This is a genomic window from Microbispora bryophytorum (assembly GCF_043197435.1).
GTDB classification, from domain to species: Bacteria; Actinomycetota; Actinomycetes; order Streptosporangiales; family Streptosporangiaceae; genus Microbispora; species Microbispora bryophytorum.
The window spans coordinates 402,773-424,197 of record NZ_JBICTF010000004.1 but is presented as its reverse complement, the minus strand read 5'-3'; the positions used below and the strand labels follow the sequence as shown (position 1 = coordinate 424,197).

19 protein-coding genes are annotated in these 21,425 nt (G+C 73.4%); 8 read left to right on the top strand and 11 right to left on the bottom strand.

Going from position 1 to position 21,425, the window contains the following annotated elements:
• Positions 1-40 precede the first annotated feature (40 nt).
• Together ACGFIB_RS15525 and ACGFIB_RS15520 are read left to right on the top strand one after the other, a co-directional pair.
• Positions 41-838 carry a purine-nucleoside phosphorylase gene (locus ACGFIB_RS15525; RefSeq protein ID WP_373292463.1) on the top strand — a complete coding sequence of 266 codons (798 nt, stop codon included), beginning with the start codon at positions 41-43 and terminating at the stop codon, positions 836-838.
• 23 nt (positions 839-861) lie between these two features.
• Positions 862-2,514, top strand: a complete 1,653-nt coding sequence (locus tag ACGFIB_RS15520; RefSeq protein ID WP_393372799.1) for a phospho-sugar mutase — start codon at positions 862-864, stop codon at positions 2,512-2,514.
• Between the two features lie 6 nt (positions 2,515-2,520).
• Here ACGFIB_RS15520 and ACGFIB_RS15515 read toward each other — a convergent pair whose 3' ends face one another.
• The 3 genes from ACGFIB_RS15515 to ACGFIB_RS15505 are packed head-to-tail and all read right to left on the bottom strand — an operon-like array spanning position 2,521 to position 7,179.
• On the bottom strand, positions 2,521-3,996 hold the full coding sequence (locus ACGFIB_RS15515) for an alpha/beta hydrolase (RefSeq protein WP_393372121.1): 1,476 nt from the start codon (positions 3,994-3,996) through the stop codon (positions 2,521-2,523).
• A 43-nt stretch (positions 3,997-4,039) separates the two neighbouring features.
• Entirely contained in the window at positions 4,040-6,448 is a 2,409-nt protein-coding gene (locus ACGFIB_RS15510) for an ABC transporter permease (protein WP_393372118.1), read from the bottom strand.
• On the bottom strand, positions 6,445-7,179 hold the full coding sequence (locus ACGFIB_RS15505) for an ABC transporter ATP-binding protein (protein WP_357259228.1): 735 nt from the start codon (positions 7,177-7,179) through the stop codon (positions 6,445-6,447). Before ACGFIB_RS15505 ends, ACGFIB_RS15510 begins: the two co-directional genes overlap by 4 nt.
• 98 nt (positions 7,180-7,277) lie before the next feature.
• Between ACGFIB_RS15505 and ACGFIB_RS15500 the strand changes: the two genes are divergently transcribed.
• Positions 7,278-7,886 (top strand): response regulator transcription factor, encoded by a 609-nt coding sequence (locus ACGFIB_RS15500; RefSeq protein ID WP_208762121.1) that lies wholly within the window; start codon positions 7,278-7,280, stop codon positions 7,884-7,886.
• Positions 7,887-7,927: 41 nt separating this feature from the next.
• Here the strand turns inward: ACGFIB_RS15500 and ACGFIB_RS15495 are convergent, their stop codons facing one another.
• The 4 genes from ACGFIB_RS15495 to ACGFIB_RS15480 form a co-directional block, all read right to left on the bottom strand.
• Complete coding sequence (locus tag ACGFIB_RS15495; protein WP_393372114.1) at positions 7,928-10,105, bottom strand: sensor histidine kinase; 2,178 nt, start codon at positions 10,103-10,105, stop codon at positions 7,928-7,930.
• Between the two features lie 68 nt (positions 10,106-10,173).
• Entirely contained in the window at positions 10,174-10,755 is a 582-nt protein-coding gene (locus tag ACGFIB_RS15490) for a PH domain-containing protein (protein WP_191051615.1), read from the bottom strand.
• Positions 10,752-11,840 (bottom strand): adenosine deaminase, encoded by a 1,089-nt coding sequence (locus ACGFIB_RS15485; protein ID WP_357238990.1) that lies wholly within the window; start codon positions 11,838-11,840, stop codon positions 10,752-10,754. The genes ACGFIB_RS15490 and ACGFIB_RS15485 overlap by 4 nt, the downstream gene beginning before the upstream one ends.
• 51 nt (positions 11,841-11,891) lie before the next feature.
• Positions 11,892-12,245, bottom strand: a complete 354-nt coding sequence (locus ACGFIB_RS15480) for a cupin domain-containing protein (RefSeq protein WP_142569260.1) — start codon at positions 12,243-12,245, stop codon at positions 11,892-11,894.
• Positions 12,246-12,377: 132 nt separating this feature from the next.
• Here ACGFIB_RS15480 and ACGFIB_RS15475 point away from each other — a divergent pair, with 132 nt between their 5' ends.
• The gene (locus ACGFIB_RS15475) at positions 12,378-13,253 is read left to right on the top strand and encodes a GNAT family N-acetyltransferase (protein ID WP_393372109.1); all 876 of its coding nucleotides are present in this window, start codon (positions 12,378-12,380) and stop codon (positions 13,251-13,253) included.
• A 140-nt stretch (positions 13,254-13,393) separates the two neighbouring features.
• On the opposite strand, the gene ACGFIB_RS15470 is transcribed toward ACGFIB_RS15475, so the two are convergent.
• Positions 13,394-14,848, bottom strand: coding sequence for an MFS transporter (locus ACGFIB_RS15470; protein ID WP_393372106.1), 1,455 nt, complete (start codon positions 14,846-14,848; stop codon positions 13,394-13,396).
• A gap of 103 nt (positions 14,849-14,951) precedes the next feature.
• Here ACGFIB_RS15470 and ACGFIB_RS15465 point away from each other — a divergent pair, with 103 nt between their 5' ends.
• Positions 14,952-15,410 carry a MarR family winged helix-turn-helix transcriptional regulator gene (locus tag ACGFIB_RS15465; protein WP_393372103.1) on the top strand — a complete coding sequence of 153 codons (459 nt, stop codon included), beginning with the start codon at positions 14,952-14,954 and terminating at the stop codon, positions 15,408-15,410.
• Positions 15,411-15,515: 105 nt separating this feature from the next.
• Here ACGFIB_RS15465 and ACGFIB_RS15460 read toward each other — a convergent pair whose 3' ends face one another.
• Together ACGFIB_RS15460 and ACGFIB_RS15455 are read right to left on the bottom strand one after the other, a co-directional pair.
• Positions 15,516-16,334 (bottom strand): VOC family protein, encoded by an 819-nt coding sequence (locus tag ACGFIB_RS15460; RefSeq protein ID WP_393372100.1) that lies wholly within the window; start codon positions 16,332-16,334, stop codon positions 15,516-15,518.
• A 72-nt stretch (positions 16,335-16,406) separates the two neighbouring features.
• A complete protein-coding gene (locus ACGFIB_RS15455) occupies positions 16,407-17,609 on the bottom strand; it encodes an MFS transporter (RefSeq protein ID WP_393372097.1) in 1,203 nt (400 codons plus the stop codon).
• Here ACGFIB_RS15455 and ACGFIB_RS15450 point away from each other — a divergent pair.
• The 3 genes from ACGFIB_RS15450 to ACGFIB_RS15440 all read left to right on the top strand — a co-directional run bounded on the left by ACGFIB_RS15450 (position 17,608) and on the right by ACGFIB_RS15440 (position 20,001).
• Positions 17,608-18,648 carry an ArsR/SmtB family transcription factor gene (locus ACGFIB_RS15450; RefSeq protein WP_357238978.1) on the top strand — a complete coding sequence of 347 codons (1,041 nt, stop codon included), beginning with the start codon at positions 17,608-17,610 and terminating at the stop codon, positions 18,646-18,648. The genes ACGFIB_RS15455 and ACGFIB_RS15450 overlap by 2 nt on opposite strands.
• A gap of 30 nt (positions 18,649-18,678) precedes the next feature.
• A complete protein-coding gene (locus ACGFIB_RS15445) occupies positions 18,679-19,224 on the top strand; it encodes a helix-turn-helix domain-containing protein (protein ID WP_357238976.1) in 546 nt (181 codons plus the stop codon).
• 144 nt (positions 19,225-19,368) lie between these two features.
• Positions 19,369-20,001, top strand: a complete 633-nt coding sequence (locus ACGFIB_RS15440) for a LysE family transporter (protein WP_357238974.1) — start codon at positions 19,369-19,371, stop codon at positions 19,999-20,001.
• 136 nt (positions 20,002-20,137) lie between these two features.
• Here the strand turns inward: ACGFIB_RS15440 and ACGFIB_RS15435 are convergent, their stop codons facing one another.
• Positions 20,138-21,424 (bottom strand): thymidine phosphorylase, encoded by a 1,287-nt coding sequence (locus ACGFIB_RS15435; protein ID WP_357238972.1) that lies wholly within the window; start codon positions 21,422-21,424, stop codon positions 20,138-20,140.
• Position 21,425: the final 1 nt, after the last annotated feature.

The window sequence follows — 21,425 nt, the reverse complement described above, 5'->3', positions numbered from 1 at the left end:
CTTATCCGCCGGGTTCATGCTCTTCTGTACCCTCAGCAAAGTGACCCCATATGACCTGGCGGCCGAGGCCGCGACCACGCTGAGGAACCTCACCGGCATCCCTTCCTTCGACGTCGCCCTCGTCATGGGCTCGGGCTGGGTCCCGGCCGCGGACGTCATCGGCGAGACGGTCGCCGAGCTCGCGGTGACGAAACTGCCCGGGTTCTCCCCTCCCGCGGTCGCCGGTCACGCGGGCACGGTGCGCGCGGTGCGCACGGGCTCCGGGCTCAACGCCCTGATCTTCCTTGGCCGTACGCATCTGTACGAGGGCCGCGGGGTCGAGCCGGTGGTCCACGGGGTGCGCACGGCAGTCGCGGCCGGGGTGCGCACGGTGGTGCTGACCAACGCGGCGGGCGGGCTACGGCCGGAGACCCAGAAGGTCGGCGACCCGGTCCTGATCAGCGACCACATCAACCTCACCGGTGACAACCCGATCACGGGCGCGACGTTCATCGACCTCACCGAGGTGTATTCCAAGCGCCTGCGCGACCTCGCCCGTGCGGTGGACCCCTCGCTGGCCGAGGGCGTCTACGTCGCCTTCCGCGGCCCGACGTACGAGACGCCCGCGGAGATCCGCATGCTGCGCACGCTCGGCGGCGACCTCGTGGGCATGTCCACCGTGCTGGAGGCGGTCGCCGCCCGGGAGGCCGGGGCAGAGGTGCTCGGGATCTCCCTGGTCACCAACCCCGGCGCGGGCCTGGTGGGCGAGCCGCTCAACCACGAGGAGGTCCTGCAGGTCGGCCGGGCCACGGCCGCCCGCATGGGCGTCCTGCTCGCCCAGGTCGTCGACAAGCTGTAGGGAGCCCATACGTGACCGACGCAATGACCGACCTCGTACGGCTCGCCGAAGAGTGGCGCGACCAGGACCCCGACCCCGAGACGCGGGCGGAGCTCGACGCGCTCCTGGAGCGCGGCGGGTCGCACGGGCATGCCGATCCGGCCGCCCTGGAGGACCGTTTCGGCGCGAAGCTGGAGTTCGGCACGGCGGGCCTGCGCGGCGCGCTGGGAGCCGGCCCGAACCGGATGAACCGGGTCACGGTGATGCGGGCGGCCGCCGGGCTGGCCCGCGTCCTCGGGCCGGGACGCCACGTGGTGATCGGCTACGACGGCCGGCACAAGTCCGACGTCTTCGCCGCCGACACGGCCCGCGTGCTGACCGGGGCGGGCCTGCGCGCCTCGGTCATGGGCGGCAGGTGGCCCACCCCCGTCCTGGCCTTCGCTGTGCGCCACCTCGGCGCGGACGCGGGCGTCATGGTGACCGCCTCGCACAACCCTCCCCAGGACAACGGCTACAAGGTCTACTGGGGCGACGGCGCGCAGATCGTGCCGCCGATCGACCAGGAGATCTCCGCCGCCATCGACGCGGTCGGCCGGGTGGACGCCCTCCCGCTGGGCGAGGACTGGCAGACCCTCGGCCACGACGACATCGTCGTGCCGTACCTGCGGGCTCTGGCCGCGCTCCCCATCGGCGACGCCCGCGAGATCGCGGTCGCGTACACACCCCTGCACGGCGTGGGCGGCGCGACCGTGTCCGAGGCGTTCCGCGTGGCGGGCTTCGAGGTGCCGGTCACGGTGAGCCGGCAGGCGATGCCCGACCCGGACTTCCCCACCGTGGCATTCCCCAACCCGGAGGAACCGGGCGCCATGGACCTCGCGCTCGAACTCGCCGCCGCGACCCGCGCCGACCTGGTGATCGCCAACGACCCGGACGCGGACCGCTGCGCGGTGGGCGCCCCGCTGCCGGGCGGCGGCTACCGCATGCTGACCGGCGACGAGGTGGGCGGCCTGCTGGCCGAGCACGTGCTGCGGCACACCTCGGGCGGCGACCGGCTGGTCGCCACCTCGATCGTGTCGTCGTCGCTGCTCGCCAAGATCGCCGCCGGGCACGGCGTGCGGCACGCGGAGACGCTGACCGGCTTCAAGTGGATCATGAAGACGGGCCCGGGGCTGGTCTTCGGCTACGAGGAGGCGCTGGGCTACAGCGTGGGATCGGACGCCGGGCTGCCGGTCCACGACAAGGACGGCGTGGGGGCCGCCCTCACCGTGGCCGGGATGGCCGCCGCGGCCAAGCGGGACGGCAGGTCGCTGCTCGACCTGCTGGACGACCAGGCCCGCCGCTACGGCCTGCACGCGACCACCCAGCTCTCCGTCCGGGTCGAGGACCTGTCGCTGATCGCCAAGGCCATCGAGCGCCTGCGCACGCACCCGCCCGTGGAGCTGGCGGGCCGGACGGTGGAGTCGGCCGAGGACCTGTCCCAGGGGGTGGCGGGGCTGCCGCCGACCGAGGGCCTGCGCTACCGCCTGTCCGGCGGCGCCCGGATCATCGTCCGGCCCAGCGGCACCGAGCCCAAGCTCAAGTGCTACCTGGAGGTCGTCGTACCGGTCGAGGGCGACGACGTCGCGCCCGCCCGGGCCCGGGCCACGCAGGACCTGGAGGACCTGAAGAAGGACCTCTCCGTCGCCCTCGGCCTTTGAGCGCGTCTACCTGCAGATCGTGTCCCGGGCCGGCCGCCTGCCGGTGACCAGGAACGTGGTGACGGTGTCGTCGCCACAGGCGTTGCCGTTGACCAGGTAGGACCCGTGCCCGCCCGAGTCGACGGCGACCATGCGGGCCCGGCTCCCGAAGGCCTCGCGCATCCGCAGGGCGCCGCTGTACGGCGTCGCCGGGTCGCGCAGGTTCTGCACGAGCAAGACGTTGGACGGTCCCTGCGACGTGACCCGCACCGGCGCCTCCGCCGGCCGGTAGGGCCAGTAGGCGCAGGGACCGATGTTCACCGGCATGCCGCCGGTGAGCGGGTGGGCCGCCCGGTCGCGGGCCACCAGCCGCCGGTGCAGGCCGGCCGAGCTCGGCCACTCGACGTCGTTGCAGATGGTCGCGGCCACCGAGGCCGCGCCGTTCTGCAGCGCCGCGTCCGGCGCGCTGGAGGGCTCGGGAAGGGGACCCGAGCCGAGCGCCGCCCGCATGAGCCCGGCCAGGCCGGGGAACCCGGTATCGGAATACAGCGCGTTCAGCATGGTCTCCCGCAGGGCCGCGCCGTCGAGCCGCGGCGGGTTCGCGCCAGGCCATGCGATCGGGGCGTGGTCCAGGCGCTCGGCGAGGTCCAGGAAGGTGCGGCGGACCGCGCCGGCGTCCGTCCCCAGGCCGTACTCGTCGTCACGGGCGGCGGCCCAGGCGGCGAAGTCGGGGAAGCGGTCTTCGACGCCCAGCGAGTAGTTGGCCAGCCAGACCCGGGCGACCTGGCCAGGGTCGGGATCGTCGTTGCTGTCGAGGATCACCCTGTCGGTCCGGCCGGGGAACATCGTGGCGTAGACGGCTCCGGCGTACGTGCCGTAGGAGACGCCCCAGTAGGACAGGCGGTCCTCCCCGAGGGCCCGGCGGATGACGTCGATGTCCCTGGCCTCGTTGCGCGTGCTGATGCTGCGCAGCACGGGGCCGCCGTTGCGGGCGCAGGCCTCGCTGAACCTGCGGGCGTACGCGACGTTCTCGCTGATGTCGCCGCCGGCCGAGGGGTAGGGCTTGAGCCGGGAGGGCGCCAGATCCTCGTGCGCGAGGCCACAGGAGACGGGCGAGCTCTGGCCGACGCCCCGCGGGTCGAAGCCGATCAGGTCGTAACGGTCGAGCACGGCGCTCGGCAGGCGCTTCACCATCGTGCTCGGCCTGCTCAGGCCCGGGCTGCCCGGTCCTCCGGGGATGAGCAGCAGCACGCCCCTGCGCAGTCCCGGCCGCGCCGTACGGATCCGGGAGACGGCCAGGGAGATCGTGCCGCCGCCCGGCTTGCCGTACGTGAGAGGGACCTGGAGCGTCGTGCACTCCTGGCGGGGGTCCAGCCCGCCGGTGGCGCCGCAGGAGGTCCAGGCCGTGGCGGCGTGAGCCGCGACCGGGGCGGCGTGAGCCGCGACCGGGGTGGCGGACAGGGAGATCAGGGCGGCTGCGCCGATGGAGGCGATGCGGTTCATGGTTCTCGGCTTTCGTTTCGTGTGGGGGTCGGCGGCGGCCCGGCTACTGGCGGGCGCCGATGGTCTCCGCCGGGCGGGCGCGCAGGGCGAGACGCGCGGGGAGGCTCGTGGCGATCAGGGCGAGCGCGGCCACGGCGGCGATCACCAGCGCGTAGCCCACCGGTGGGACGTACGGCAGGGCCGACCCGGTCATCCCCCTGCTGAAGGCCGACAGCGTGATCAGCGCGATGCCGGTCCCGGCGAGCACGGAGACGGTCAGCGCGGTCAGGGTCTCCAGGCGGAGCATGCGCAGCACCTGCCGCCGGGTCGCGCCGACCAGGCGGAGCAGGGCCAGCTCCCGCGACCGATCCGTGGTGGACATGGCCAGCGTGTTGACGACGGCGATCGCGCTGAAAGCGATGATCAGGCCCATGGCCACGTAGTTGACCTCGGCGTTCGGCGTCCGCGTCCCGATCCCTTCCGTCGGCGACACCACGGGTGCCACGGCGGCCACGGCCTCACGCCGGACCGAGGGGGCCTCGACCAGCAGGGTGCCCGAGGGATCGTCGACATGATCTGCGACCAGCGCGTACGGCAGGGTCAGGTCGCCGAACCCGAGGCCGCGGGAGTAGACGGCCACGACCTTCAGCTCCGCAGGGGTGCCGTCGCCCAGGGTGAGCTTGAGCACCTCGCCGACCGACAGCCCGAGCCCGGATGCCGCCGACTCGCTCAGCGCGGCCGACCGGGCGCCGAACCCGTCGAGCGAGCCGGACACGACTCCGAGGTCCACGGCCTGCCGGAGCGGCCGCTCGCCGCCGTCGACGCCCTGCGCGGCGTACTTGTCCAGCCCGACGCGCACTGAGGTGCGCACCACCGAGGTGACGGCCTTCACGCCCGGCACGCGGCGCACCGCGTCCGCCGTCGCTCCGCTCACCACGTAGTCGGCGTGGGTGCCGGCGGCGGCCTGCGCGGCCGACGCGTGTCCCATCGTGGTCTGGGTGAACAGGATGGTGCAGGTCATGGCGACCAGAAGGGTCAGCGGCGCCATCACGGAGGCCATCCGTCCCGGGCCCGTCCGCAGGTTGCGGGCCGCCAGGTATCCGGCGCTGGAGGCGCGCAGCGCGACGCCGAGCAGGACGGTCGCGACGCGGGCGAGCACCGGCCCGAGCAGGGTGACGGCGACCGTCCAGACGAGCGCGGTCAGCATCGTCACCGGACTCGACGCCGCCTCGGTCTCGAGTCCCGACAGCACCAGCGTCAGCACGATCCCGCCGGCGACGCAGAGGACGCCCGCGATCGACCGGCCGAGGGGCAGGCCGCCCCCGCCCATGGCGGCCTCGCCCAGCGCCTCGACAGGACGGATGCGCGCGGTGCGGCGGACCGAGAGGCGGGTCGCGGCCCAGGCCGCCGCCACGGCGGCCAGCAGGGCGGCCGCCGCCGGGAACGGGCTGACCACCAGGCGCAGGTTCTCCGGCATGGCGCCCAGCTCGACGAACCGGCCGCGCAGCCAGAACCCGAGGGCGATGCCGGCCGCCGATCCGATGACGCCGGCCGCGAGGCCGACCAGCAGCGACTCGCCGCCCAGCAGCCTGCGCACCTGCCCGGGCGTCGCCGCGACCGCACGGAGGAGGGCGATCTCGCGCCGTCGCTGCTGGACCGCGAGGGCGGAGGTGCCGGTCACGACGAGGATCGCCACCAGCAGGGACGTGCCGCCCAGCGCGCCACCGAGGCTGATCAGCCGCACCCGCGCCTGCTCCGCGTCGAGGAACTCCACCGTGCCGCGCCCGTCCCCGGTGGAGGCCACGAGACGCTCTCCTGTGGCAAGCACCGCGGACACATCCACCCGCATCCCTGCCCTGGGGAACACGCCGATCGCGGTCACCAGCCCCGGGCGTCCCGCCAGCCGGCGGGCCTCGGGCGTCGAGAAGAACACCGTGTCCTGGCTCGGCAGGGCCTGCGCGGTGACCCCCACGACCTGGTACGCCTCGCCCCGCACGTGCAGGGTCGCGCCCACGGACAGGCCGGCGCGGGCGTCCACGACCACCTCGCGGTCCTCCCGCGGCGGACGTCCCTGCGCGACGGTGAACGGCGTGAGCCCCGCCGACTCCCACCCGTGCCCGAGAGCGTGCCCGTTCACGGGGAACGTCACCTCGGTCAGCACCGTCGAGACGCCCGGCAGGCCGCGCAGCCTCGCGGCCGCCGCCTCGGGGATCCAGACCCGCGCCGAGAGCGGCTTGGCCTTCGTCTTGACCTTCCCGGAGGACTTGGTCACGGTCTCGTGCACGTTCTGGTCGCCGGCGACGATCAGCGGCGCCGCCGCGTAGCGTTCCGGCGCGACCCCGCCCCGCAGGCCGGTCTCCAGCAGCATCAGGCACGCGCAGACCAGCGCGGCGGCGCACACCAGCGCCACGAACGCCCCCGCGAACGCCGCCCTGCGGTGCCGCAGGGTCTTCAGAGCGAGTCCCGTGATCATGCCGCGTACGCCCCCAGCCTCGTCATGCGCTCGGCGACCTTCTCGGAGCTCGGCGCGGCCATCGCGTCCACGATCCGGCCGTCGGCGAGGAACAGGACGGTGTCGGCGTAGGAGGCGGCCACCGGGTCGTGGGTGACCATCACCACGGTCTGGCCGAGGCCGTCGACCACCTCCCGCAGCAGCCGGAGCACGTCCCGGGCCGTCATCGTGTCGAGCGCGCCGGTCGGCTCGTCGCCGAAGACCACCTGCGGCCGGGTCACCAGCGCCCTGGCGATGGCCACGCGCTGCTGCTGCCCGCCGGACAGCTGGGCGGGGCGGTGTCCGACGCGGCCCGCCAGCCCCACCCGCCCGACGATCTCCTCAAGCCACGCCCGGTCGACCCGCGCCCCGGCCAGCCGCATCGGCAGCGTGATGTTCTCCAGCACGGTCAGGGACGAGACCAGGTTGAACGCCTGGAACACGAAGCCGATCCGCTGCCTGCGCAGCTCCGTCAACCGGGTCTCGTCCATGCCGGACAGCTCCGTGCCGCCCAGCCGCACCGAGCCGGAGGAGGGCGTGTCCAGCCCCGCCGCGCAGTGCAGGAACGTGCTCTTGCCCGAGCCCGACGGTCCCATCACGGCGGTGAAGCTCCCGCCGGGGATGTTCACCGAGACCTCGCGCAGGGCGGCCACCGCGCCCTGTCCCTTCCCATACACCTTGCTCACCGCGTCAAGCCGAAGCACCTCTGTCATGTGCTCAAGCCTGGCGATCAACGGACATGCGGCCCAGAGACCGCCTCACCTCCTGCCCATGACGTCCTCATGATCCGGACACTGGTAGACATATGGGCGTGATTCGCGTACTCCTTGCCGAGGACCAGCACGTCATCAGGAGCGCCCTCGCCGCCCTGCTCGGGCTGGAGGAGGACCTGGAGGTCGTCGCGACCGTGGAGTCCGGAGAGGCCGCCCTGGCCGCCGCGCTGGTCCACCGCCCCGACGTCGCCGTCCTCGACATCGACATGCCCGGGAGGCTGGACGGCCTGGCGGCCGCCGCCGAGCTCCGCACGCGCCTGCCCGCCTGCCGCGCTCTGATGCTGACGGCGTACGGCAAGCCGGGGCACCTGCGCCGCGCTCTCGGCTCGGGTGTCGCCGGATACGTGCTCAAGACGGCGCCGCCGGACGAACTGGTGACCGCCATCCGCAAGGTCGCGGCCGGGGAACGGGTGCTCGACCCCTCGCTCGCGGTCACCGCCTGGGACCTGGCGGACAACCCGCTCACCCCGCGCGAGGCCGACGTGCTCCGCCTGGCCGCCGCCGGCGCGGACGCCACGGACATCGCCGCGCGACTCCACCTGGCCGCGGGCACCGTGCGCAACTACCTCACCGTGATCGTCACCAAGCTCAACGCCCGCAACCGGACCGACGCCGTGCGCATCGCCACCGAGGCCGGCTGGATCTGAGGGCCGGCTGGATCTGGAGGCCGACTGGACCTGGAGGCCGGCTACATCTGGGCGGGCACCGGCGCGCGGTGCGGCACGCAGGCGTCCAGCGTGAACCGGTCGCCGTCAACGTGCGAGGCCAACCGGCCGTCCAGAGCGGCGAGGCGGGTGGTCAGGTTGCCGATGCCGGACGACCCCCGCCGCGTCTTCCCCGCACTCACCCCGTCGTTGCGCACCCGCAGCCGCAGCCCACGCTCGTCGGCGCGCATCGTGATCGCGCAGTGCCGGGCCTCGCTGTGCCTGAGCACGTTCGTCACGGCCTCCCTGAGCACGGTGCCCAGCACGGTCTCGACCTCGGCGGGCAGGCTCAGCTCGACCGGCTCCACGGTCACCCGGATCCCGGCGGCCGACAGCACCGTGCGCGCCGACTCCACCTCGGCCGCCAGGGACAGCTCCCGTTGCTCGCCCGACACCGAGCGCAGGTCCGCCCGCGCGCCCTCCGCCATTGCGACGATCTCCTCGATCCGCTCCTGCGGGCACTTCAGGCGGCGGGCCAGCTCACAGGTGAGAAGGATCGCGGCCAGCGAGTGTCCGAGCAGGTCGTGCAGGTCGCGGGCGGCGCGCAGGCGTTCCTCGACGATCGCGGCGCGCGCCAGGCTCTCCCTCGCGGCCTGGAGCTCCTTCACGATCTGGGCCAGGCGGAGCAGGGCGTAGACCACCAGCCCGGTGACGAGCGCGCTGAGCGTGCTGTTGGCGAGGACGGGGGCCGGCAGGCCGAACAGCATTCCGGCCGCGGCGACGCTCGCCACGATCGCCACCGTCGTCGGCCACGCGGCCCGCCATGGAAACGCGAGGAGGACCGGCCCGGCGAGGAAGCCCGCCGCTCCGAGCCAGACGGGTCCGAAGACCGGGATGGGCGCGTACGTGAGCACCGCCATCACGGTGAGCGCCACCATGTGACGCCCGTTGACGGAGCGGAGCTGCATGACGACGATCACGGCGAGGCACGCCGCGGCCGGGATCGCGAGGGGGCCGTCGAGCTGGAGCAGCGTCTTGGCGCTGAAGCCCACGAGGACGGCCGCGAGCACCGCGACCGACATCGCGTACGACGCGTCGTGTGTGAGCGTCGGCAGGGGCCATCGCCGCCTTCGGCCCGCCGGGAATTCCGGAGCGTGAGCGTCGCCGGCGCCCATCCCACCAGCGCCCGCCTCACCAGCGCCCGCCTGACTGGGGGCCGCCTCGGTGGCAGGGCCGCGAGGAAGCGTCGCCTCCACCACGAAGCGTCCGGAGGGGGACAGACCGGTGGTCAGGGTGCCGCCCGCCTCCTCCAGCCGGAGCCCGTCGAAGTCGGGGCCCTCGGCGGTGCGGTGGCCGTCGTCGACGACCCGCAACCGCACGGTGTTTCCCCGCTCGTCTCCCTGCTCGCTCGTCTCGATGACGCACAGCCGGGGGGTGCCCCGCCGCACGACGTCGGTGACGGCCTCCCGCAGCACGTTCGCCAGCAGCGCCCCGCCGGGGCCGAGCGGCTCGGTGTGGCCGCCGCGCACCTCGACGGCGATTCCCGCGGCGTCGAGCATCGCCCGCGCCGTGACCAGCTCGGGAGCGAGGGAGGTCGCGCGGTAGTTCGCGGAGGCGGCGCGGGCGTCGGCCAGTGCCGCACGCGCGGTCGCGGTCACCGAGGCCAGCACCTCGGCCGCGCCGTCCGGCTCCGCGAGCGCGCGGTGGCCGCCTTCGACGATGACCTCCAGGCTCCGTCCGAGGCCGTCGTTCAGCTCGGCCGCCAGGCGCAGCCGCTCAGCGGCCACGGCCGCGGCGGCCAGCGAGAGCCTGGCGGCGTGCATCTCGCCCGCGCGCTCCACGAGCCGGGTGAGGCCGAAGACGACAAGCGAGACCAGTATCACGGTGATCGTCGCGTCGGCCGTCGCCCCGCCGCGGGCGGCGTCGATCAGCGCCGCGCTCGCCACCACGAACGGCGCGAGCACGCGCGCGATATCACGATGGGCAGGGGTCAGCAGCAGCGAACCGGCCAGGAATCCCAGGATCCCGGTGGAGACGCCGCCGGCGACGCTCGCCGTGTAGACGAGGACGGCCTGCGTGGCGAGCAACCACCACGTCCTGAGCGTGAGCAGGTAGAGAACCTGCACGCCGAACACCGCCAGCGCGATCGGCGCACCCGCGACCACGTAGACGCTCGCGAGCGCGGCGAGCACAACGACGACGATCACTCGCGCCAGACGCACTCGAATCCCCTCGGCAAACGATTACGGGTTCGGCGCCGCACAGCGCCGCACAAGGCCTCTCTCCGTGGTCAGGAGAGGGCGAAGGCGGCCACGACCAGGGCGAGCGCGGCGGCGACGGCCGCCAGGGCGGACGGCGACCAGGTGACGCCGGTCTCGCCGGAGGAGCTCTCCCGGCGGGACCGGCTCATCTCCGTGAGCTGGTCGGCCACCCAGTCGGCATGGGTGCGGGCGCCGACGGCCTCGGCCGCCGCCCGCTCGGCCTTGTTCGCCGACCTGGCCGCCTTCGCGGCCCGCCCGGCGGCCCTGACCCGCTCACGGGCCGTCGCCTGGGGCGCCCAGCAGCGCACGGTGGTGTCCCCGGACTCGATCATGATGGCGTTGGTCACGGACACGTCGTCCACGCCGTTCCAGGGGATGTAGGCGTTCCTGAACACGTTGCGCACCCGGACGCCGCCCTCCTCGGCGACGACGGCGGGCCGCAGCGCCATCACGAAGACCAGCGCCGTGATGACGCCGAGCACCGCGCCCGCGATCAGCGCGCTGGGCAGACGGCCGTGGGCCGTCAGGTCCCACACGTTCCAGGCGGCGAACAGCATCCAGGCCCAGCCGAGGAGCCAGGCCACCTTCGACCGGAAGACCTGCGGCTTCATGCGCCCCACTTCATCTGCGCGTAGCCGGGTTTGATCACGCCGTTGATCAGCGCGAGCCGTTCGTCGAACGGGATGAAGGCCGACTTCATCGCGTTGACCGTGAACCACTGCAGGTCGTCCCAGTCGTAGCCGAAGGCGTCGACCAGCGTGGCGAACTCCTGCGAGACGCTCGTCCCGCTCATCAGCCGGTTGTCGGTGTTGACCGTCACCCGGAAGTACAGGCGGCGCAGCAGGCCGATCGGATGCTCGGCGATCGACGGGGCCGCCCCGGTCTGCAGGTTCGAGGTCGGGCACATCTCCAGCGGGATCCGCTTGTCGCGGACGTACGCCGCCAGCCTGCCGAGCTTGGCCTCGCCGTCGTCCGGCACCGTGATGTCGTCGATGATCCGCACGCCGTGGCCGAGCCGGTCGGCGCCGCACCACTGGATGGCCTGCCAGATCGACGGCAGCCCGAATCCCTCCCCCGCGTGGATCGTGAAGTGGGCGTTCTCCCGCTGGAGGTACTCGAACGCGTCCAGGTGCCGGGTGGGCGGGTAGCCGGCCTCGGCTCCGGCGATGTCGAACCCGACCACGCCGAGGTCCCGGTAGCGTACGGCGAGCTCGGCGATCTCCATCGAGCGGGCCTGGTGGCGCATGGCCGTGAGCAGGGTGCCCACCCGGATCCGCGGCCTGCCGTCGGGCCCGGCCGAGCCGAGCCGGAAGCCTTCGAGCACGGCCTCCACGACCTGGTCGAGCGACAGGCCACGGGAGGTGTGCTGCTCCGGTGCGTACCGGACCTCGGCGTACATCACGCCGTCGTCCGCCAGGTCCTCGGCGCACTCCGCGGCCACCCTGACCAGCGCCTCGCGGGTCTGCATCACCCCGACGGTGTGCGAGAACGTCTCCAGGTAGCGCTCCAGCGAGCCGGAGTCCGCGGACTGCCTGAACCAGGTCGCCAGCTCATCGGGGTCGTACGTCGGCAGCGTGTGGCCGCATTCGCGGGCGAGGTCGACGATCGTGCCGGGCCGAAGCCCGCCGTCGAGATGGTCGTGCAGGAGCACCTTGGGCGCCCTGCGAATCTCCTCCAGCATGGGCAGCCTGGTCATGCGCCCTCCTCGCCGCCGTCGTTGTTCCGGCAATCCTAAGCCTGGCCGTCCTCAGTCCTCGCGGTTGGCGGTGTCCGGGGAGAACGCGGGCAGGCAGACGGCCACGTACTCCGCGCCGGACGGCCCGGAGCTGTAACGGATCTTCTCGCCGGGCTCGCTGACGAACGCCTGGCCCGCCTCCACCACGGTCGTGCCGCCCGCGTGCTCCACGACGACCGACCCCTTGAGCACGAGCGTGTACTCGGCGAACTCCGGGGTCTGCGCGGGCTCCTCCCAGCCGGGCGGGGCCACCATGCGCGCGATGGAGACCTGCTCGTCGCCGCTGTTGACGCGGCCGACGTACTCCTCGATGACCTTGCCACCCGGCACCGGGATACGGGTGGGGCCCTCAATCCTCCTGACCATGCCGCCCAGTGTGTCAGTTGATCCGGAATCACGTCATATGCGCATATCCGCACGCCGCTTCGGCGGCGTTCCGTCACAGGCCGGGGCACCCGGGGGCGCTACCGTCGGAGGGCCGTCGAGGGAAAGGTGCCCATGAAGCCAGCAGACCCGTCCGCCCTGCCCGTCCGCCGCCTCGGCCTCGCAGACCTGCCCCACTGCCTGGACCTGGCACAGGACCGCTCCTGGCCGAGGGAGGAGCGCAAGTGGCGGCTCCTGCTGGAAAGCGGCGAAGGTTTCGGCATCGACGCCCCGGACGGCGGCGGACTCGTGGGAACTGTCGTGCTCACCCGCTACGGCAGGACGGCGGCCGCGGTCGGCATGATGCTGGTGGCCTCCCGTTACGGCGGGCAAGGGCTGGGGCGCCGTCTCCTGGGCCACGTCCTGGCGGAGGCCGGCGACGCGACCCTGTTCCTGTGCGCGACGGAGTACGGCCGGCCCTTGTACGAGAAGCTGGGCTTCGAGACGGTCGGCCTGATCGAGGCCCGGACCGGCCGCTTCGACGCCGGCGACGAGCCGTACGGGCCGGGTCCCGGCCGGAGCTCCTCGCGGCCGGCCGAGCCCGGGCGGGACCTGGCCGCGCTGTGCGCCCTCGACGTCGAGGTCTTCGGGGCGGACCGGTCGCGCCTGCTGGCCCGCCTGTTCGCCTTCGCCGAGCAGGTCAGGGTCGCCGAGCGGGACGGCGCGCTCACCGGCTACGGGGCGGCCTGGCGGAGCGGTGACCGGCTGTTCGTCGGGCCGGTCGTCGCGGAGGACGACGAGACCGCCCGCGCCCTCATCACGGATCTGGCCCGGGACGCCGACATCCGGATCAGGATCGACCTCGGCCACCACCGCCGGGAGCTGACCTCGTGGCTGGCCGGGCACGGCGTGCCGCAGACCTCCACGACGTCGTTCATGGTCCACGGGGGGCGGGCGCTCCCCGGCGACCGGTCCCGTCTCGTCGCCTCGTTCATGTCGGCGCTCGGCTGAGCGGACAGGGGCGGGCGCGGCCTCGCGGAGTCCGGCGCACCGCGCCGCGCCGGCTCCGGCAACGATGCGGACGGCGTCAGGGGGCGCCCCGGCGACCGGGACGCCCCCTGATTCGAGGACGGCGGTGAACCGCGGAAGGGTCAGACCACCTCCAGCACCGTTTCCTCCTGTGCCTCGACCGGCCGCCGCCCGGATCGCCGCGCGGACCGCCGCCCGGATCGCCGCCCTGGCCGGAGCCCGGTGAGGGCGACGGCCAGGCCGACGAGGGCGAACCCGGCCGAGACCACTATCGCGGCGCGGAAGCGGACGATCGGGTCACCGCCGCCCGCCCCCGAGGTCAGGACGGCGGTGACGATCGCCAGCACCACGGCTCCGCCGACCTGGCCGGAGGTGTTCAGCAGGCCCGAGGCGAGCCCCTGCTCCTCGTCGCTCACCCCCGCGGTCGCCTGGATGTTGAGCGAGGGGAACGACAGCGCGAACGCGATGCCCAGCAGGACCATTCCCGGCAGCACCATCGTGAGCAGGCTGGGGTGGAGGTCCACCCGCAGGAACACCGCGTACCCCGCGAGCAGCGCCACCGAGCCCACCACGATCAGCCGCGCGGTGCCGAAGCGGTCGGCGAACCCGCCCATCTTGGTCGAACTGATCGCGACCAGCAGCCCGGACGGCAGGAACGCGAGGGCGGTCTCCAGGGCGCTCCAGCCCAGCAGGTTCTGGAAGTACTGCATCGCCACGAACTGGAAACCGACGTACGAGCCGAACAGGATGACCAGACCGAAGTTGGCCCGGGCGAGCGGCGCGGAGCGCAGGATGCCGAGCCGGACCAGCGGGTGCCGCACCCGGCGCTCCAGCCAGACGAACAGGCCGATCAGGGCGGCGGCCCCGGCGAGCGACAGCACGGTGCGCACCACGCTCACCTTGGGCGCCTCCACGACGGCGAAGACCAGGAGCAGCATGGCCGCGGTGATGGTCGCGGCGCCGAGGAGGTCGTGGCCGCCCTCGCCGCGCTCCTCGCTCCGCTGGAGCAGCCGCGTCCCGGCCACGAGAGCGATGATCGCGACGGGCACCGGCATGAAGAACGTCCAGCGCCATCCGATCTCGGTGAGCACGCCGGACAGGACCAGCCCGAGCGAGAACCCGCTGGCGCCGCAGGCGGTGAAGATGCTCAGGGCCCGGTTGCGGGCGGGGCCCTCGGCGAAGGTCGTGGTGATGATGGACAACGCGGCGGGCGCGGTGAACGCGGCGCTGACGCCCTTCACGAAACGGGCCGCGATCAGCAGCGTCCCGTCGCTCATCAGCCCGCCGAGCAGCGAGGCGACCGCGAAGACGGCCAGGGCGATCAGGAAGACCCGGCGGCGGCCGAGCAGGTCGGCGGTCCGGCCCCCGAGCAGCAGCAGACCGCCGTATCCCAGCACGTAGCCGCTCACCACCCACTGCAGGGATGAGGTGGACATTCCGAGATCGGCCTGGATGGAGGGGAGCGCCACCCCGACCATCGACACGTCAAGGGCATCGAGGAACACGACGGCGCAAAGGACGGTGAGGACACCCCACAGGCGGGCCCCCCAGCGCTCGTCCTGAGTGGAAGAAGTCATGGCACGGAAACTTACATGCACATGCATTCAATGCACAAGCAAATAATGTGGCTGCATCTAATGTGCGCGCATGGTATGGTCGCGACGAGAAAGGCGGTCTCGCATGAACGACATCGACACCGGCTTCGTGGTCATGGCCTGGCGCGAACTGCTCGCCCGGCACGCGGAGGTGTCGTGCGTGCTTGAGCGGGAGCTGAGCGACAAGCACGGGCTCGGCCTGAGCGAGTTCGAGGTGCTGGAGCGCCTCGTGGAGGGCCAGTCCCTCCATGCCGAGCCGGGGACGGTCAAGTTCCGCGTGCAGGAGCTCGCCCACCAGGTCCACCTCAGCCAGAGCGCCCTGTCACGCCTCATCGCCCGCCTGGAACGCGAGGGACTCGTCACCCGCGCGCTGTGCGAGGCGGACCGGCGCGGGGTGTTCGTGCACGTCACCGAGGAGGGCCGGCGACGGCACGCGGAGGCGATCCCCACCCACCGGGCCGTCCTGTCCGCGCACCTGTTCCCCCACCTGGTGAACGCCGGCTACGCCCCGCCCGTCTCGGATGAGGCGCCTCGCCCCGTCTGATCGTGAGCCTCCCACCGGCGCGCGAGCAGGCCGGACGCGCCGGCTCCCGCCAAGGCGGCGGGGTCGGACGAGCAGGGTCGGATGAGCACAGTCAGACCAGCGCAGTCAGACGAGCATGAGGGGCACGCCGTCCGCGTCCACCAGCACATCGTCGGGTGCCACCCTCGCGCCCGCCTCAGTCAGCCGCTGGGCCGCCTCCTCCGGGTCCTCGACGGCGAGGGCGACGCGCCGGAACCCCCTCCGGCACGGGTCGGGGGTCCACGGGCTCGCGGTCGTGGGGGCGGCGAACGTGAACACCTCCAGGACCGCGTCCCCGGCCAGCAGGTACGTGATCAGGAAGCCTCGCGGGTCCTGGTCCTGGGTTATCTGGCCGACGACCTCGTAGCCGAGCGTGTCGCGGTAGAAGGCCAGCGCGACGTCGAGGCCGGCGGACGTGACCGCCACGTGGTCGAAGACCGGCGGGGCCGTACGCGGCCTGCTCAGGGCGGCGAGGCGCTCCCGCTCGGCCAGTTCCGGTGAGGCGACCCGGTGATACCGCAGATAGTTGTCCGTGATCTCCAGATGGGTGCCGTCCGGGTCCTGGAAGAACGCGATGCGCACGCCGCCGACCGCGTCGAGCGGCGGCAGCGTGAAGGGCACCCCGGCGTCGCGGACGCGCTCGGCCCGCAGATCGACGTCGCCGACCTTGAAGCCGATGTGCCGGATGCCGCGCTGGAGGTCGTCGTTCACCCAGCCGCCGAGATCGCCGTCGCCCGTCTCGACCAGTTTGAGCAGCACGGACCCCGCCGCCAGCCAGGCGACGCCCGGGCCTCCCACCGGCCCCTGCGCCGGGGCGAGATCGAGCAGGTCGCGGTAGAAGCCGAGCGAGCGGGCCAGGTCGGCGACGCCGATCTCGACATGCCGGATGCCCCGCTGATCGGACATGGCTCTCCCCTCTGCGCGTCCGGCCGGTCCGGCGCGGCAGGACCACCCTGGCACACCGTCTCGTACGGCCGATCACACCGCCCTCCCGGCAGGCGCGGAGGAGCGGGCCTCCCCCGTCACGCCGGCCCTCAGACCGGGCGCCAGCGCGAGGGTGACCACGACGGAGGCCACCGCCATCACGCCCATCGCGGTCGCGGCCGAGGTGAACTGGGCCACCGCCCCCGCGACCGCCGCGCCGGCCCCCTGCATGGTGAGCATGCCGGACGACTGCAGCCCGAGCGCCTGCCCGCTCATCTCCTCCGGCGTGACGGCCATGAGGCGTTCCTGGAGCAGCAGGCTGGCCGAGTATCCGGCCGAGGCGAGCACGACGGCGGCGACCGCGACCGGCAGGGACGGGTGGAGGAGGAAGACCAGGTACGGCACGGCGAGCAGCAGCCGCAGCGGAGCGCCCAACCGCTCGCGCCACCGCTTGGGGACGAACCGCCCCATCAGCGTGTCACCGGTGAGCATCCCGACGGCGGCGCAGGCGAACAGCGGCCCGGCGTGCCGCGAGTCGTAAGCGACGTACAACGACTCGCAGCCCACGATCAGGCCGTTCGGCACCCACAGAGCCAGGTAGAGGCGGCGGCGCAGCCCTGACGACCAGAGCGCGCGGTTGATCCGCCACGTCTCCGCGGGCGAGGGCCGTCCCTGCGCGCGGGGCGGACGGTCGGTGAGCCCCCACCGGGCGACGGCCGCGGCGGCGAGGTACAACCCCGCCCCTGCGAGCAGGGTGCCGCGCGGGGACAGCGCGGTCATGAGCACTCCTCCGGTGACGAAGCCGATGATCTGCTGCACGCCGACCGACATGCTGAGCACCGAGCGGCCGAGCAGGTAGCCGTCCCTGGGCAGAATCTCGTTGAGCAGCCCGAACCGGACGCCGCCGCCGAGGGAGGCGGCGAGCCCCATGCCGAGGACGACGGCGAACACCGCCCACAGCGGCAGCCCGGGCACGGCGAGCGCGGCGGTGCCGGCGCAGTGGACCAGCGCCAGCGCCGTCATCGCGGCGCGCGGAGGCAGCCGGTCGGCGGCCGACAGCAGCACCGTCGCCCCGACCACCTGCGCGAAGGACGAGCCGAACATGCTCAGCGCCGACAGCAGCGGCGACCCCGTCGCCCCGTACACGAGCGTGCCGAGCGCCAGGCCGCTCACTGTCGAGGCCGCCACCTGCGCGGACGCGAGGGTGAACAAGGGCGTGTATTCAGGGGTGCGGAACAGTTCCCGATAGGTGCGCATGGCGGGAGCCTCGATCACCGCCGCGCTGCGCCGTTATTGTTTCGCGGGGAGGCGAAACATGGGCTGGTGGCTGGTCGACGCCGACACTCTCGCGGAGAGCCGGTTCGTGATCTCTCCGCTGGCCGAGGCGACCGCCTGCCTCTACACCCTGGAGAGGGCGTCGGCCGCGCACCCGGGCGAGCGGGCATGGCTCGACGCCCACCTGCCCGCCTTCCGGGCCCTCCTGGCCGCCGACCCGATCACGGCGTTGCTGCTGAGGGCCGCGCGGGGACGCAATTGGACCGCCGACTTCCTCACGCCCGCTCCGACCGGCGAGGGCGAGCCCACCTTCGAGGAGGAACTGGCCGTCGTCCGCGCGACCCCGCCCGAGACCGCGTACGCCGACATCGAGGTGGCGCTGCGCGGCCCGCTGCCGGAGCGGCTGCGCCGCCCCGACCTGTCCGAGCGCGCGGCCGGCCTGTTGGAATGGGTGTGGACGCGGACCGTGCTGCCCGACTGGCCGCGCCGCCGGCGGATCATGGAGGCCGACATCGTCGCCCGCGTGGGCCAGGTCAGCCAGGGCGGCTGGGCCGCCGCGCTGAACGACATGCGCAAGGGGATGCGCTGGCTCGGCGGCGATCGGCTGCAGATCAACACCTATGACTACCCGCCGAGGCGGATCGGCGGGGCGAGGCTGATGTTCGTCCCGGTCACCCCCCGCCAGGTGTGGGCCGCCTGGACGGCGGGCCGGCACTACGCACTGATCTACCCCTGCTCGGGAACGCTGGCCGAGCCGGACCGGGCGCCGGTGCCCGAGGCCCTCGGCAGGCTGCTCGGCCCGGCGCGGGCGCGGGTGCTCATGCTGCTCGCCGCTCCGAAGAGCACGACCCATCTCATGGCGCTGACCGGCCAGGGGCTGGGATCGGTGGGCCGGCATCTCAAGGTGCTCCTCGACGCCGGTCTCGTACGGCGCCGCCGGGCGGGGCGGTCGGTCCTGTACTACCGCACGCCCCTCGGCGACGCCCTCGCGGCGAGCGACGCGGACCATCGTTCGTTATAGTGAACGTATGGTTCCGTTGAAGATGCCGCCATGAGTGGGACGGCGGCGGCGATCGGCGCCCAGATCCGGCTGCGCCGGACGCAGCGCGGGATGAGCGCGGCCGAGCTCGCCCGCCGGGCCGGTCTCGGCAAGGCGACGCTGTCCAGCCTGGAGGCGGGCACCGGCAATCCGACGATCGAGACGCTGGAGGCCGTCGCCCTGGCGCTGCACATCCCCCTGACCGACCTGCTGACCAGGGACACCGACGCCGGTCCCGTCCACCTGCCCTCGACGCCCGCCGCCGCAGACGGGCCGACACGCGAACTGCTGCGCCGGATCGGCAGCGGGCACAGCCTGGAGCTGTGGCGGCTGCGCGTGCCCCCGCACACCGACCTCGACGGCGTCCCGCACGCGCCCGGCACGGTCGAGCACCTGCTTGTCGCCGCGGGCGAGATCACGGCCGGGCCGGACGACGACCCGCGCCTCCTCGGGCCGGGTGACCTGCTGGCCTTCGCGGGCGACCGCCCGCACCGCTATCGCACCGGCGACGCCCCGGCGGACGTCACCGTCGTCATCGCCTCGCCCGTGGCCGGCTGAGCCCGCCGCCGTCTCCCCATCCCTGCCTTCCTATCCCAGCCCCCGCCCCCGGCCCTCAGCCCCCAACCCTCAGCCCTCAGCCCTCTGACTTTCCTGCCCCGAACCGTCCGTCGGCCGGCCGAGCCCGGCCAGGAAGGACCCGCCATGTCGTGGCTGCCGTTGTTTCCCCTGCTCGGCGTCTGGATCCTGGTGGTGATGAGCCCGGGCCCCGACTTCCTCATCGTGCTCAGGCACTCGGCCGGCGGGTCGCGGCGCAGCGGCGTGCGCGCGGCCGCGGGCGTCGTCACCGGCCTCGGCGTCTGGGCCGTCGCCGGTCTGTTCGGCGTCACCGTGCTCGTCCAGCGGTTCGAGTGGCTCTACCTCGCCGCCCGCGTCGCCGGGGCCCTGTTCCTCATCGCGTTCGGCGTGGCGACCATCCGCGCCGCTCGCAGGCGGTCGTCCCCGGCCGGCGACGACGCGGCGCCGGCCGTCGCCATGCACGGTCCGGGCAGGCTGCGCGAGTGGCGCGCCGGGCTGCTGACCAACCTCGCCAACCCCAAGGCCCTCGTCTTCTTCGGCGCCCTGTTCGCCAGCCTGCTCCCGCACCGTACGGACCTCGCCATGCGGGCGGTCACGCTCGGCGCGATGCTGGCCGTGGCGTTCGCCTGGTTCTCGGCCGTCGCGTTCCTGGCCGGCAGCCCGTGGATCACCAGGGGCTACCGGCGGCTGCGGAAGAGGCTCGACATGGTCACCGGCGGCCTGTTCGTCGGCATGGGCGCACTGCTGATCACGCGCTGATCACCCGCTGGCCTCTCGGTGACCTCTCGGTGACCTCTCGGTGGCCGAGCACATCGGTGAGGTGCGTCAGCCATTCGAGGAGATGACGTCCCGGCCGTCCACGGGTTCGCAGACAACCAGCCGCACCCCGGGCCGGTCAGGCGGTGAGGCGGTCGATCACCAGGGGGAGCAGCTCGGCGCCGTCCCCGTCGCCGATCTCGTACGCGCCCTCCAGAGCCTGGAGGGCCCGGTCGAACCTGGCGGCCTCGTCGGCGTGCAGGGTCATCAGCGGGGCTCCGGCGCGCACCGTCTCGCCGGGCTTGGCGTGCAGGACGATGCCCGCGCCGGCCGACACCGGGTCCTCCTTGCGGGCGCGGCCGGCCCCGAGCCGCCAGGCGGCCACCCCGACCTTGAGCGCGTCGAGCGTGCGCAGCGTGCCCGAGGCGGGGGCGGTGACCACGGCCGACTCGGCGGCCGTCGGCAGCGGCGCGTCCGGGTCGCCGCCCTGGGCGGCGATCATGCGCCGCCAGGCGTCCATGGCCGAGCCGTCCTTCAGCGCCTCCTCCGGGTCCCTGGCGCCCGGGACTGCGGCGGCCTCCAGCATCTCCCTGGCCAGCCGTACGGTGAGTTCGACCACGTCGGCGGGGCCGCCACCGGCGAGCACCTCGACGGACTCCTCGACCTCCAGCGCGTTGCCCACCTTCAGGCCCAGCGGCCGGTCCATCGCGGTGAGCAGGGCGACCGTGCGCACCCCGGCGTCGGTGCCGAGCTCGACCATCGTCCGCGCCAGCTCCCGCGCGTCGTCCACGTTCTTCATGAACGCGCCGGAGCCGGCCTTCACGTCGAGCACGAGCGATCCCGTGCCCTCGGCGATCTTCTTGGACATGATCGAGGAGGCGATCAGCGGGATCGACTCGACCGTGCCGGTGACGTCGCGCAGCGCGTAGAGCTTCTTGTCGGCGGGCGCGAGGCCCGCGCCCGCCGCGCAGACGACCGCCCCGGCCGAGCGGATCACGGCGAGCATCTCGTCGTTCGACAGCGACGCCCGCCAGCCGGGGATCGACTCCAGCTTGTCCAGCGTGCCGCCGGTGTGCCCGAGACCCCGCCCGGACAGCTGCGGCACGTACGCGCCGCAGGCGGCGACCAGCGGAGCCAGCGGCAAGGTGATCTTGTCGCCCACCCCGCCGGTGGAGTGCTTGTCGGCCGTGGGCCGGTCGAGGGAGGACCAGTCCATCCGCTCCCCCGACCTGATCATGGCCTGGGTCCAGTCCGCGATCTCCCTGCGGTTCATGCCGTTGAGCAGGATCGCCATCAGCAGCGCCGACATCTGCTCGTCGGCCACCTCGCCCCGGGTATACGCGTCGATCACCCAGTCGATCTGGGCGGTCGGCAGCTCACCCCGGTCGCGCTTGACGGTGATGACCTCGATCGCGTCGAACCCCACG